General features: G+C 68.3%; 10 protein-coding genes. All 10 read right to left on the minus strand.

Going from position 1 to position 13,664, the window contains the following annotated elements; genetic code table 11:
• Positions 1-3: 3 nt before the first annotated feature.
• Entirely contained in the window at positions 4-3,504 is a 3,501-nt protein-coding gene (gene rpoB, locus ACFO6S_RS15215; RefSeq protein ID WP_378418346.1) for a DNA-directed RNA polymerase subunit beta, read from the minus strand.
• A 404-nt stretch (positions 3,505-3,908) separates the two neighbouring features.
• Entirely contained in the window at positions 3,909-4,748 is an 840-nt protein-coding gene (locus tag ACFO6S_RS15220; protein WP_378418348.1) for a hypothetical protein, read from the minus strand.
• A gap of 106 nt (positions 4,749-4,854) precedes the next feature.
• A complete protein-coding gene (locus ACFO6S_RS15225) occupies positions 4,855-5,493 on the minus strand; it encodes a hypothetical protein (RefSeq protein WP_378418350.1) in 639 nt (212 codons plus the stop codon).
• Between the two features lie 52 nt (positions 5,494-5,545).
• Positions 5,546-6,793, minus strand: a complete 1,248-nt coding sequence (locus ACFO6S_RS15230; protein WP_378418351.1) for an MCE family protein — start codon at positions 6,791-6,793, stop codon at positions 5,546-5,548.
• On the minus strand, positions 6,790-8,061 hold the full coding sequence (locus tag ACFO6S_RS15235) for an MCE family protein (RefSeq protein ID WP_378418353.1): 1,272 nt from the start codon (positions 8,059-8,061) through the stop codon (positions 6,790-6,792). Before ACFO6S_RS15235 ends, ACFO6S_RS15230 begins: the two co-directional genes overlap by 4 nt.
• Before the next feature lie 38 nt (positions 8,062-8,099).
• The gene (locus ACFO6S_RS15240) at positions 8,100-9,335 is read right to left on the minus strand and encodes an MCE family protein (RefSeq protein WP_378418708.1); all 1,236 of its coding nucleotides are present in this window, start codon (positions 9,333-9,335) and stop codon (positions 8,100-8,102) included.
• Between the two features lie 50 nt (positions 9,336-9,385).
• Positions 9,386-10,381 carry an MCE family protein gene (locus ACFO6S_RS15245; protein WP_378418355.1) on the minus strand — a complete coding sequence of 332 codons (996 nt, stop codon included), beginning with the start codon at positions 10,379-10,381 and terminating at the stop codon, positions 9,386-9,388.
• Positions 10,378-11,445, minus strand: a complete 1,068-nt coding sequence (locus ACFO6S_RS15250) for an MCE family protein (protein WP_378418357.1) — start codon at positions 11,443-11,445, stop codon at positions 10,378-10,380. Before ACFO6S_RS15250 ends, ACFO6S_RS15245 begins: the two co-directional genes overlap by 4 nt.
• On the minus strand, positions 11,442-12,803 hold the full coding sequence (locus ACFO6S_RS15255; protein WP_378418359.1) for an MCE family protein: 1,362 nt from the start codon (positions 12,801-12,803) through the stop codon (positions 11,442-11,444). The genes ACFO6S_RS15250 and ACFO6S_RS15255 overlap by 4 nt, the downstream gene beginning before the upstream one ends.
• Positions 12,800-13,660 (minus strand): MlaE family ABC transporter permease, encoded by an 861-nt coding sequence (locus ACFO6S_RS15260; RefSeq protein WP_378418361.1) that lies wholly within the window; start codon positions 13,658-13,660, stop codon positions 12,800-12,802. Before ACFO6S_RS15260 ends, ACFO6S_RS15255 begins: the two co-directional genes overlap by 4 nt.
• Between the last annotated feature and the right edge of the window lie 4 nt (positions 13,661-13,664).

A 13,664-nucleotide genomic window follows, 5' to 3' on the forward strand; every position in this document is an offset into this window, starting at 1 on the left:
CGCCTAGTTCGCGAGGTCGTCGACCGTCGCGGCTTCGTTCCTGGACAGGTTGATGCCCAGGTTCGCCGCCGCCCGCTCCAGGTCCTCGTCGTCGCCGTCGCGCATCTCGATGGCCGCACCGTCCGAGGACAGCACCTCCACGTTGAGGCAGAGCGACTGGAGCTCCTTCAGGAGCACCTTGAACGACTCGGGGATGCCAGGCTCCGGGATGTTCTCGCCCTTGACGATGGCCTCGTACACCTTGACTCGACCCACCACGTCGTCCGACTTGATGGTGAGCAGTTCCTGCAGCGTGTAAGCCGCGCCGTAGGCCTGCATCGCCCAGCACTCCATCTCACCGAAGCGCTGGCCACCGAACTGGGCCTTACCGCCGAGCGGCTGCTGGGTGATCATCGAGTACGGCCCGGTCGAACGGGCGTGGATCTTGTCGTCGACCAGGTGGTGCAGCTTGATGATGTACATGTAGCCGACCGAGACCGGGTACGGGAACGGCTCGCCGGAGCGGCCGTCGAACAGGGTGGCCTTTCCGTCGGGGCCCACCATCTGATCGCCGTCGCGGTTCGGCAGGGTCGCGCCCAGCAGACCGGTCAGCTCGTCCTCCTTGGCACCGTCGAACACCGGGGTGGCGATGTTCGAGTCGGCCGGAGCTGCCAGCATCTCTTCCGGCAGGGTCGCAGCCCAGTCCGGACGGGTGCCGTCGGCCGCGATCTGGATGTTCCATCCGGTCTTGCCGATCCACCCGAGGTGGGTTTCGAGCACCTGACCGATGTTCATACGACGCGGGACACCGTGCGTGTTCAGGATGATGTCGACCGGCGTGCCGTCCGAGAGGAACGGCATGTCCTCGGCGGGCAGGATCTTGCCGATGACACCCTTGTTGCCGTGTCGGCCGGCGAGCTTGTCGCCGTCCTGGATCTTGCGCTTCTGGGCCACGTACACGCGGACCAGCTCGTTGACGCCGGGAGGCAGGTCGTCGTCGTCGTCGCGCGAGAACACGCGGATGCCGATGACCTTGCCGGACTCGCCGTGCGGAACCTTGAGCGACGTGTCGCGGACCTCGCGGGCCTTCTCGCCGAAGATGGCGCGCAGCAGGCGCTCCTCCGGGGTCAGCTCGGTCTCGCCCTTCGGCGTGACCTTTCCGACCAGCACGTCACCGTCACGGACCTCCGCACCGATGCGGATGATGCCGCGCTCGTCGAGATCCGCGAGGACCTCGTCCGAGACGTTCGGGATGTCCCGGGTGATCTCCTCGGCACCGAGCTTGGTGTCGCGGGCATCGATCTCGTGCTCCTCGATGTGGATCGAGGTCAGGACGTCCTCTTCCACGAGGCGCTGCGACAGGATGATCGCGTCCTCGTAGTTGTGGCCCTCCCACGGCATGATCGCCACGAGCAGGTTCTTGCCGAGCGCCATCTCACCGTTCTCGGTGCAGGGGCCGTCGGCGAGGACCTGGCCGGCCTCCACGCGCTGGCCCTCGTCCACGATCGGACGCTGGTTGGCGCAGGTGCCCTGGTTCGAACGCGCGAACTTGCGCATCTGGTAGGTCCGGCGGCTGCCGTCGTCCGCCATCACGGTGACGTAGTCGGCCGAGACCTCCTCGATCACACCGGTCTTCTCGGTGATCACGACGTCGCCGGCGTCGACCGCGGCGCGCAGCTCCATGCCGGTGCCGACCAGCGGCGACTCGGAACGGACCAGCGGCACGGCCTGACGCTGCATGTTCGCGCCCATCAGTGCGCGGTTGGCGTCGTCGTGCTCGAGGAACGGGATCATCGCGGTCGCGACGGACACCATCTGGCGCGGCGAGACGTCCATGTAGTCGACGTCGGTCGACAGGACGAACTCCACCTCGCCGCCCTTACGACGGACGGTCACGCGCTCGTCGACGAAGGCACCGTTGGTGTCGACCGGCGAGTTGGCCTGCGCCACGACGTGGCGGTCCTCCTCGTCGGCGGTCAGGTAGTGCACCTCGTCGGTGACGACACCGTCGACGACCTTGCGGTACGGGGTCTCGATGAAACCGAACGGGTTGACCCGTGCGTACACCGACAGCGAACCGATCAGGCCGATGTTCGGGCCCTCAGGGGTCTCGATCGGGCACATGCGGCCGTAGTGCGACGGGTGCACGTCTCGCACCTCGAGGCCGGCACGCTCACGGGACAGACCGCCGGGGCCCAGCGCCGAGAGGCGACGCTTGTGGGTCAGACCCGACAGCGGGTTGTTCTGGTCCATGAACTGCGAGAGCTGGGAGGTTCCGAAGAACTCCTTGATCGCGGCCACGACGGGACGGATGTTGATCAGGGTCTGCGGCGTGATCGCCTCGACGTCCTGGGTCGTCATCCGCTCGCGCACCACGCGCTCCATGCGGGACAGGCCCACCCGGATCTGGTTCTGGATGAGCTCGCCCACGGTGCGCAGACGACGGTTGCCGAAGTGGTCGATGTCGTCGACCTCGACGGGCACCTCGACGCCACCGGGGGCGGTCATCGAGATGTCACCGGCGTGCAGGCGCACCAAGTACTCGATCGTCGCGACGATGTCTTCCTCGGTGAGGGTCGACGCGGTGATCGGCTGGCCGTGGTTCAGGCCCAGCTTCTTGTTGATCTTGTAACGACCCACGCGGGCGAGGTCGTAGCGCTTCTCCTTGAAGAACAGGTTCTCCAGCAGGGTCTGCGCCGACTCCTTGGTCGGCGGCTCGCCCGGACGCAGCTTGCGGTAGATGTCGAGCAGGGCCTCGTCGGAGCCGGCGGTGTTGTCCTTCTCCAGGGTCGCCATCAGGATCTCGGAGAACCCGAAGCGCTCCGTGATCTGCTCGGTGGTCCAGCCGAGGGCCTTGAGCAGGACGGTGACCGGCTGGCGACGCTTGCGGTCGATGCGGACGCCCACGGTGTCGCGCTTGTCCACGTCGAACTCGAGCCACGCGCCGCGACCCGGGATCACCTTGACGCTGTGCAGCGTCTTCTCGGTGGCCTTGTCGATCGACTCGTCGAAGTACACGCCCGGCGAACGCACCAGCTGGGACACCACGACACGCTCGGTGCCGTTGATGATGAAGGTGCCCTTCGGGGTCATCATCGGGAAGTCACCCATGAAGACCGTCTGGCTCTTGATCTCACCGGTGTTGTTGTTGATGAACTCCGCGGTGACGAACAACGGCGCCGCGTAGGTCATGTCCTTGTCTTTGCACTCATCGGTCGAGGCCTTGACCTCGTCGAAGCGTGGGTCGGAGAAGGACAGGGACATCGAGCCCGAGAAGTCCTCGATCGGGGACAGCTCGGTGAGGATGTCCTCCAGACCGCCGGTGACTCCACCATCGCCGCGGGCCTCGGCCCGCTCACGGGAGGCCGGCGTACCGATCAACCACTCGAAGGAATCCGTCTGTACGTCAAGTAGCCCAGGAACGTCGAGAGGTTCGCGAATTTTCGCGAACGAGACCCTCTTCGGGGCTCCGGGGATTCCTGCCTTGGTCTGGCTAGAGACTGCCAAGATGCGTCCTTCCAGCACCTCACGCGGGCCGCTTCGTGCTGTGCGACCGCCGCTGTATCTGCTTCTTCAGTGGGGCGAATTCGCTGGTCACAACCCGAACGAAGCCCACAACCATGCAGGAAGCGAACGCTTCACAAGCAGTACGGCCGAGAGGGTGGACAGGAGGCAGCCAGCGCAACGTCCAAAGGTACCCGAAGAACGCCCAGAATACAACCGGCGTAAGGATCGAAACTAACACCCGAGCGCGTCGTCCGCACATCATTCACGCGCCCGGTGCCTCCATTTGCGCCGGCGCGAACCTGCACGGACCGCGATCAATCGCGTGTCTCGTCCAATAGAGTGGCCTGTGATCGCGGCTTCGTCAAGGCTTGGCGCGGCATTTCGTTCCGAAGTCGCCTCGCCGAGGTCCCGCAGAGGGCCTCTCAGCGGTCCCGGATGTCCGAGAGCAGCCAGGTGTCGCCGACCTTCTTCATGGTCACCGACAGCGGTCCCTGGGCGCTGCCCTGGGCCGCGCCGTCGTTCGTCGCACTGACGACCATGCTGCCGACGAGCTCGGCGTTGTCGCCGTCGATCAGCTTGACTCCGATGTCGCTGACCTGCGCCGTTGTCGCCGTCTTGGTCTGCACGACGGCATCGCGGGTGACCTGCGCGGTCTTGTCGAACTCGGTCCGCATGCTGTCGGTGAGCACCGCGCGCGCGTTGTCGAAGTCCTCGTCCACGGTGTCGAACTTGTAGGTGTAGAGGGTCTCGACGGCATGCCGGGCGTCCGCACTCACCCGCGAGGTCGCGGCGGTGTCCACCCACGCCTCGTTGGCGATGTCGGTGCCGGGTTTGACGGCCGCGACAATCGCGAACGCCGCCAGCGCCAGCGCCACCGCCCCCACCACGACGACGCGGCGCCGGCCCGCCCCGGCGTCGCTGCCGTCGCCCGCCGACTCGCCCTCGTCGGACGCATCGGTGCCGACGGCAGACGCCTCATCGGCCGTGTCAGCCGTGTCAGAGGTGTCTGCGGTGCCTGCCTTCGCGGCGGGTACGGCCGGGCTCGGCGCCGGAGCGGCGGCCTCGACCGGCGTCGACGTGGCGGCCTCGGCAGGCTCGCTCGCGGGCACCTCGGGAGCCACGACCGACTCGACCGCGGCTGCCTCGGTCGGCTCCGCCGCGGGAGCCACGACCGGCACCGCCGCCGTGTCCTCGACCGGCAGCGGTGCGGCGTTCTCCACCGGCGGGGCCGGGCGCGCGGGGGCCTTGCCGGTCCCGGCCACCTTGGGCCTGCGGCCCCGAGGCTGGGGCGTGTTGCTCGTGCGACGAGTAGGCGGCACTGGAATACTCCTGGATCTTCGCGGCTCGGGGGTCTTCGAGGTCGGCGGGCTACTGGCCGCCGGAGTCCGGGAGCGCGGGGACGGGCACCTCGGGGGCCGGCGCGGGGACGGGCGCCTCGGGGGCCGGCGCGGGAGCCTCGGCCGGCGGTGAGCCGGTGCCCGGGTCCATGGCGATGGGCGCCCCGACGTTCTCGACCTTCTCGGCCTTCCACACGCCGTCGACGTCCGTCATGCCCAGGCGCATGGTGATCTTGACCTTGCTCGCGGGCCGGTTCGGCCACGTCGTGGTGCTGGTGAGCACCACGAGCGAGGTCGCCGTCCCCTCGTCCCGGCTGAATTCCGTCAGCGCGGCGTCGAGGACCGCGGCCTGGCTCGTCGCCCCCGCCTGCTTCACCTGCTCGGCCATCTGGCTCTTGGTGTCGTTCAGGGAGTTCATCAGCTCGTCACCGGTGATCGAGGACTCCATGTTCGCGAAGGTCTGGTCCAGGTTCGCCGAGTCCACCGTGTTCAGGTTGATCGCCGCCTGTCGCGCGCCGGCGAGGGCGTCGTCCCGGGCGGCCGCCGCCGGCCGGTCGACGAACAGGGCGCGGCCCCATCCGTAACCGAACCAGACCGCGAACCCGAGGGCGACGAGCGCGAGCACACTCACCGCCGCCAAGGCGGGATTCCGCAGATTCGTGCTTCGCATCGCTCTTCCACCTACTGCTAGTGACTTCTGATTCCAGCGGGCCGGGCCGAGCCTACTTGGGCGTGATGCCGAGCAGCGGCGCCAACTGCGTGGCAATCGGGTTGAGGTTGAGCTTGTCCGGGTCCACCTTCGGCTTGTTGTCCCACGGCTGCGGGATCGCCGGATCGGCGTAGACGATCCGGTTGGCGCTGCGGACGCCCGTCACGCTGCCGAGGGGGGTGGTGCAGTTGGCCTCGGTGTTCAGCGGGAAGTCGTCCCGGGTGTCATCGAAGTTCGGGTTCTCCCGCTTCATCTGCGCCAGGATCTCGTAGGTGCCCTCGTAGCCCTGCGTGCACGGCGGCGGGTTGTTCGTCTCCAGCAGCAGCCCCTGGTGCAGCGTCCCGTCACCGGGTGCGGGCGTGGACGCCGCGGCCGCCAGACCGGGCAGGAACTTCAGCAGCAGGTTCAGCGCGATGGTCCGGGGACCGAGCGCCGCGGTGACCTGCGCCAGGTTGCCCAGGTCCGTGGTGAGCGCGGGTCCGGCGGAGTCGATCAGCGACCCAACCTCGGCGCTGGCCGCGGTGCCGGTGGCGATCAGCCTCCGGATGTCGGGGTCACTGGACGCGAGCTGCTGCGAGATCAGGTTGACGTCCGAGCTGAACTGCCGGATCGCGGACGACTGCTCCGACTGGGTGTCCAGCACGGTCCTGCTGTCCCGGATCAGCGCCAGCGTCTGGGGCAGGTTCTCCAGGCCGACCTGGGTGAACGAGTTGACCGAGTCGACCAGCAGCTGCAGGTCGTCGCCCTTGCCGTCGAAGGCCTTGCCCAGCTCCGTGACCGTGGTGTTCAGCGCGTCCAGCGGCACCGACCGGACCAGCGAGTTGGCGCTCGCGAGCAGTTCCTCGACCGGCACCGGGACGGCGGTGTCCGGGCGCGCGATCAGCGATCCGTCCTCGAGGAACGGGCCCTCGTCGCTGCTGGGCTGCAGGTCCACGTACTGCTCACCGATGGCGGAGCGGTTCGCCACCACCGCGCGGGCCGAGGAGGGCACCCGCGGGGCGCCGTTGTTGAGCTCGAGATCGACGAGGACGCCGTCGTCGGTCAGGTGCAGGTCGCCGACCGTGCCCACCGGGACTCCCCGGTAAGTGACCTCGGCGTTGGTGAAGATGCCGCCGGAGTCGGCGAAGTCCGCCTTCACCGTGTACTGACCGAATCCGAGCAGGGTGTCCAGGCGCACGTACTTCGCGCCCACGTACAACACCCCGAGGACCGCGACGAGCACGAACGCGACGAGCTGAAAGCGCACCAGTCTGGACCTCATCGGCCACCCACCCCAAACTTCTCGAGCAGTCCGCTCAGCGGATTCTGCGGGGCCTGCTCCGTCTTCTTCACCGGCTCGGTGCCCGGTGCGACCGGGGCCCCCGGCGCAGGCGGCGGTGCGGGCACGATCGGCGGCAGCGGCAGCACCGACACCGTCGGCCACCCGGTCCGCGGGCCGTTGCCGTTGTAGTACGGGTTGGACGGGTCGACCGTCGGCGTGTAGCCGCCGTAGCCGGGCTTCGGCGGAATGTAGACCGGATCACCCATCCCGACGCCGAGCGCCTCGAACTGCTGTCCCAGCCGCATGTCGATCGAGAGGAACAGGTTCATCGAGTTGCCGTGGATGACCTTCTCCGCGCCGTCCGGGAACGGGAAGGTCGGGATCAGCGGCAGCACCGTGACGAGGTCGTCGGCGGAGTCGGCGAGCGCCTGCAGCGTCGGACGCAGCGCCCGCAGGTCCGCGATCAGGTCGTCCTTCGACTGGGTGAGCACGTCGGTGCCCACCTGTCCGAGGCGGTCGAGTTGGCCGAGCATCTGCACGAACTGCGGTTGCTGGTCGGCCAGCACCGACACGGCCGGCGGGATCTCGGTGAGGATCTTGTCGATCTGGCCGGTCTGCGCGGCCACCCGTCCGCTGAGCGCGTCGAGGCCGTCGAGCGCGCGGGTGATGTCGTCGCGCTGCTGGTTCAGCCCGTCGATCAGTGTGTTGGCCTGCTCGAGCAGCCCGCGTGCGGTGCCCTCGCGGCCGTCCAGTACCACCGTCAACTCGTGGATGATCGGCTGCAGCTGGGCCACCCCGCCGCCGTTGAGCAGCAGCGACATCGCGCCAAGCACCTGCTCGATGTCGGTCGCGTGCCGGGTTCGCTCGACCGGGATGGTCGCGCCGTCCGTGAGCCGGGCGACGTCCGGGTCGGCCGGCGCCTTGAGCTCGATGAACTTCTCCCCCAGCAGGCTGGTCTGCTGCACGGAGGCCACCGCGTTGGCGGGCAGGTTCACCGCGGAGTCGAGCACCGTGTCCACGGTGGCGACCCAGCCGTCGTCCGGGACGGAGATCTCCTTGACCCGACCGACCGGAACGCCGTCCACCTTCACGGTGGACTGCGGCACCAGGTCGAGCACGTCGTCGAACTGCAGGGCAACGTGCATCGGGTTGTCACCGATGTCGGCGCCGCCGGGGAGCGGCACGCTGTAGATGCCCTGGGAACCGCAGCCCGAGACCACCAGTGCAATCGCGCAGGCGGCGGAACCGATCGTGATTGCGCGTTTCACTGGCCACTCCCGTATCACTGCCCGCCCCGCACCCGGTATCACTGCCCACCCCCGACGTTGTTCTGCTCCGCCAGACCGGGGGCCTGCGAGTTGCCGAGCCGCGGCGAGACGTTGCCCGGCACCGTGCCAGGCTGCGAGGGACGCTGCAGGTTGTCGCCGCTGAGGATGCCGAACGGCAGGTTCAGCGTCGGCGTCTTCACGCCCGCCGTGACCTGGCCCATCAACGCCGCACAGTTGTCGATCAGCGGCCGCATCTGCCGTCCGAGCGCATCGAACTTCGGATCACCGGGCATCAGCTTGCCCAGGTCCATCAGCTTGCACACCGCACCGACCGGGTCCTGGGTCTCCGGCAGGTTGACCCGCGACGCCAGCGAGCCGGACTCGGAGTCGTACGAGTTCACGACGTTGCTCAGCGCCAGCGGCAGGGTGGTGAGCGCATCCACCAGGCTCTGCCGGTTGTCGGCCAGCGTCTGGGTGACCTGGACCAGACCCTCGGCATTGCTGGTGACCAGGTCCTTGTTGTCGTGGACGAAGGTCGCCACGTCGCCGAGCGCGAACGACAACTGGTTCAGGGCCTCGCCGAGATTCTGCCGCTCCCCCGACAGGAAGCCGCTCAGGTCCGCGAGCTGGGTGTTGAACTGGCGCACCTGCGCGTCGTTCGCGGCCAGCGCGCCGACGAAGGTCTGCAGGTTCCGCACCGTGTCGAAGATGTCGTCGCGACTGCCGTTCAACGCGGCGGTCGCCTTGGACAGTTCGGTGATCGTGTCGCCGAGCGCCTCGCCGTTGCCGTCGAGGTTCTTCGAGGCGGTGTCCACCAGGTTCGACAGTGCGCCGTCCTTGTTCGCGCCGTTCGGCCCCAGCGCCTCGGACAGCCCCTCGATGCTCGAGTACAGCTGGTCCACCTCGACCGGGGTGGCCGTGCGCTCGCGTGGGATGGTCGCGCCGGACGCCATCACCTCGCCACCGGTGAACGCCGGTGCCAGCTGGATGTAGCGGTCCGAGACCACCGACGGCGTCACCTGGGCGGCCTTGGCCTCGGCCGGGATCTGCACGCCACGGTCGACGCGCATCTCGACCCGGACCTGGTCGCCGAGCGGCTCCACGGAACTGACCGAACCGACCTTCACGCCGAGCACCCGGATGTCCGAGCCGGAGTAGATGCCGACGGACTTGTCGAAGTAGGCGGTGATCTGTGTGGTGCCTGCGCGGTTGAACAGCCACCATCCACCCGCCCCGAGGACCAACACGCCGACCAGCGCCAGCGCCGTGACCATCTTCTGAGCACGGCTGAACCGCTGCCGCTTGCCCGAACCCACGCCGGTCATCAGTTGTCCCCCAGTGTGCGCAACGGCTCGCGGTATCCCGGGATGAGCGGGAGCCCGGGCGGCGTCAGGTTGACGACCACCTGGTCGAACCATCGGCCGTTGCCGACGATGTTCGCGTACAGGCGGGTGAACGGCGCATACAGCTTGATCGCCTTGTCGAGGTTGTCGTTGTTGTCCTGCAGGATCTGCACGACGCCACGCAACTGCTCCAGGGCAGGCCCGATCTGCGCCTCGTTGTCCTGGACCAGGCCCGTCAGCTCCGCGGACAGCCTCTTGGTCCCGGCGAGCAGCTGGGAGATCGACTCCTGCCGGTTGTTCAGCTCGCCGAGCAGCAACCCCGCGCTGCCGATCAGCTTGGTGAACTCGGCATTCCGGTCGGCGAGGACCGCCGAGGTCTTCGCGGTGGCCCCGAACAGCTCGGCAAGCTCCGCGTCCCGGCTCTCGATGGTCCTCGACAGCCGGGTGACGCCGTCGAGCGAGGCCCGCACGTCCGCCGGTGTGCCCGCGAACGCGTCGGAGAGCGTCTGCATGCTCTGCGCGAGCTGCGGGGTGTCGATCTCGCCGAGCGTGGTCGCCGCGCTGGAGAACGCGTCGAGCACGTCGTACGGGGACGCGGTGCGCTCCAACGGGATGGTCTCGCTCGACCGCAGCGTTGACGACCCCCGCGGGTCCAGGGCCAGGTACTTCTGACCCAGGATCGTCTTGATCTGGATGGACGCCGTGGTCTGGTCGCCGACCCAGGCGTCCTTGACCTTGAACGCGACCTCGACTCGGTCGCCCTCGAGCGAGACGCCGGTGACCTTGCCGACCTTGACGCCTGCGATGCGCACCTCGTTGTTCGGCTTGAGCCCGGCGGCCTCGGTGAACTCGGCACGGTAGGTCGCCCCCGCGCCGATCAGCGGCAGGTCCTCGAGGAAGAAGGCGGACATCGTGGCGAGCAGCACCACGACGATGCCCAGCGCGCCGAGGCTGGCGGGACTGCGATGCTTCCTCACTGCCCACTCCCGTCTGCGGAGCAGCGCGCCGCGGCGTTGGTGTACAGGGGCTGGTTGACGGTCGGCAGCCCGGTCGGGAGGTTCAGGTACGGCGAGCTGCCCGGTCCCGCGGCGACGTCGAGTCCGCACAGGTAGAACTGGAACCACGAGCCGTAGCTGGCGATCCGGGAGAGCTTCTCGAGCTTGACCGGCAGCGTCGCGAGGATCTTGTCGACCTTGTCGCTCTGCGCGTTCAAGGTGCCCGCAAGGGTGTTCAACGCGGACACCGATCCCTGGATGGCGGGGCGGGTCGGCTCGAGTACGTCGGCGGTCGCGTCGGCGAGGCCTGCCAGCGAGGTCACCGCGCTGCCGACCGCGTCACGGTCGTTGGCCAGACCGGTGACCAGCCGCTCGGTGTTGGTGATCAGCGAGTCCAGCTCGTCGTCGTGCCTGTTCACCGTCTCGAGGACGCCGTTGAGGTTGTTGATCACCTCGCCGATCACCCGGTCCTTGTCGGCGATGGTGTTGGTCAGCGACGCGGTGTTGCGCACCAGGTCCGTGATGGTGCCGCCCTCGCCCTGGAAGACCTGGATGATCTGGAACGACAGCTTGTTCACGTCGTCGGCGCTGAGGGTCTGGAACAGCGGCCGGAACCCGTTGAAGAGGGTGGTCAGGTTGACCGCGGGGTTGGTGTGGTCGAGCTGGATCGTCTCCCCCGCCGTCAGCTTCATGCCCTGCCGGCCCTGTCCCTGTTCCAGCGCGATGTAGCGCTGGCCGACCAGGTTCCGGTACCGAATGGTCGCGGTGGACCCGGCGGGCAGCCAGTCCCGGTTGGTCAGCGAGAACTGGACCTGCGCCTCCCGGTCGTTGACGATGGCAATCTTGTCCACCTGGCCGACCCGGACGCCCGCGATGCGGACCTCGTCACCCTTGTTGAGCGAGGTGACGTCGGTGAAGATCGCGTTGAACTTTGTTCCGCCGCCGCTGCCGGAGTTCGCGATGGTCAGTGCCAGCATCGCGGTCGCGAACACCGTGATGACGGCGAAGGCGATGAGCTTGAGCAGCGGACCCTTCAGGCTCTTCATCGAACGCTCACCTCGGCCCCCCGCATCGCCGGTGCACCCAACAGGGTGGTCCAGCCCGGCACGTCCTCCGGCATCGTTCCGGTGCCCTCCCCGTAGATCACGGCCAACGTGTCCTGTTCCAGTGTCGAGCCGGTGTAGCTGACCGGAGCGGTCGCGTCCCCGGCCGTCGGCAGCACCGCGAACTGCGGCACCGGCAGGTCCGGAACGTTCTGCTCGCCGGGGTTGCGCGTGGGCACCTGGTAGGAGCCGTCGTTGAACGACCCGCCCGGGTACTGGCCGAACTTCTCCCCCGGCTTGGCCGGCGTGTAGCACTTGGCCCCGCGCTCCTCGAACAACCGCGGCTCGTCCTGGTTCGGCAGGTACCGGCCCTTCGGGTTCACGAACACGGTCGAGGCGCGGGCGCCCGGATGCTGCTGCGGGCTGCCGTCCTCGTTGAGCCCGAGGATCGCGGTGGCACTGTTCACGATCGGGACGAACTGCGCGAAGGTGCAACCGAACGTCGGCGAGTTCTCGGCGAGGACCTTCAGGGCCTCCCGCGAGTCCGCGGCGATCGAGATCAGCGAGTCCCGGTTCGCGTACAGGAAGTCCGCCGTGCTGCCGGCCGTGGCCGTCGCCGACGACATCAACGCCCGGATCTGGTTCTGCTGCTCGACCACTGTCGCGCCGGTGGTGCGCAGGGTGTCGAGCGCGCTCACCAGTTCGGGAGCCGCGTCGGCGTAGGTCTGCGAGAAGTCCGCGAGGCCACGCAGGCTCTGCTGCAGGTTGGGCAGTTCCGTGTTCACACCGGCGAAGATCTCCTCCAGCCGCTCCATGCCGAGGCCGATGGCGTTGCCGCGACCGCTCAGCGCCTGGTTCAGCGCGCCGAGGGTGTTCGCGAGGTCCTGCGGCGGCACGGCCTCCAGCAGGGGCAGCAGCCCGTCGAGCAGTTCGCCGATCTCGACGGCGTTGCCGCTCACGTCCTGCTGCAGCGTGTCGCCGTCCGTGATCGGCGACGCGGTGTCTCCCGCCGGCACGACCAGCGACACGTAGCGCTCGCCGAACAGGGTCTTGGGCAGCAGTCGCGCCGTCGCGTTGGACGGGATCAGCTCGGCCTTCTCCGGGTCGATCGCCAGGACCGAGGTGACCTTGCCGTTCTCCGTCGACGCGGATCGCACCTCGCCCACGATCAGGCCGCGAACCTTGACGTCCGCGTTGGCGGGCAGGGAGTTGCCCACCGTGTCCGTCACCAGGTTGACCTTCACGACCTTTGTGAAGGACTTCTGGTACATCCCGATCGTGAACGCGACGAACAAGGCGAGGACCAGGAAGAACGCCAGTCCGAGCAGTCGTCGGCGCACCACCGAACCGCCGCCGGTCATCCGGCGACCCGCACCGTCGTGGTGGTTCCCCAGATCGCGAGGCTGAGGAAGAAGTCGAGCACCGCGATCGTGACGATCGCCGTGCGGACGGCGCGGCCAACGGCCACGCCGACACCCGCCGGACCGCCGGAGGCGTGGAAGCCGTAGTAGCAGTGGATCATGATCAGCACGAAGGCGAAGACCAGCACCTTGCCGAACGACCACAGCACGTCGATCGGCGGCAGGAACAGGTTGAAGTAGTGGTCGTAGGACCCGCTCGACTGCCCGTTGAACACGGTGCTGATGAGTCTGGACGCGAAGTACGACGCCAGCAGGCCCACGATGTACAGCGGGATCACCGCGACGAAGCCGGCGATCATCCGGGTGCTGACCAGGAACGGCACGCTGGGCACCGCCATCACCTCGAGGGCGTCGATCTCCTCCGAGATGCGCATCGCGCCGAGCTGGGCGGTGAAGCCGGCCCCGACGGTCGCGGACAGCGCCAGCGCCGCCACCACCGGCGCGAGCTCGCGGGTGTTGACGTAGGCGGACAGGAAGCCGGTGAGCACCGAGCTGCCCAGCTGGTCCAGCGCCGCATAGCCCTGCAGGCCGACGACGACGCCGGTGAAGCCGGACATCATCACGATCACGCCGATGGTGCCGCCGATCACGGCCAGCGCACCGCTGCCGAAGGTGACCTCGGCGAGCAACCGCAGTACCTCGCGGCTGTAGTGCGTGACGGTCTTCGGGATCCACCCGATCGCCCGGCCGTAGAACGACATCTGGTCGCCGGCGCGGTCCAGCACGTCGAGTGGCGCGCGCCCGATCCGGCGCGCCCGCATCATCGTGCGGTCACCGCGCCCCTTCGCGATGGTCATCGCG

It is taken from the genome of Rhodococcus kronopolitis (genome assembly GCF_042654025.1).
In the GTDB taxonomy this organism is placed as follows: Bacteria; Actinomycetota; Actinomycetes; order Mycobacteriales; family Mycobacteriaceae; genus Rhodococcus_G; species Rhodococcus_G kronopolitis.

Excerpts from the sequence above, each read along its gene's own strand:
- ACFO6S_RS15225 (WP_378418350.1), bottom strand. The coding sequence starts at position 5,493 with ATGCGAAGCACGAATCTGCGGAATCCCGCCTTGGCGGCGGTGAGTGTG.
- ACFO6S_RS15230 (WP_378418351.1), bottom strand. The coding sequence starts at position 6,793 with ATGAGGTCCAGACTGGTGCGCTTTCAGCTCGTCGCGTTCGTGCTCGTC.
- ACFO6S_RS15240 (WP_378418708.1), bottom strand. The coding sequence starts at position 9,335 with ATGGTCACGGCGCTGGCGCTGGTCGGCGTGTTGGTCCTCGGGGCGGGT.
- ACFO6S_RS15250 (WP_378418357.1), bottom strand. The coding sequence starts at position 11,445 with ATGAAGAGCCTGAAGGGTCCGCTGCTCAAGCTCATCGCCTTCGCCGTC.
- ACFO6S_RS15255 (WP_378418359.1), bottom strand. The coding sequence starts at position 12,803 with ATGACCGGCGGCGGTTCGGTGGTGCGCCGACGACTGCTCGGACTGGCG.
- ACFO6S_RS15260 (WP_378418361.1), bottom strand. The coding sequence starts at position 13,660 with ATGACCATCGCGAAGGGGCGCGGTGACCGCACGATGATGCGGGCGCGC.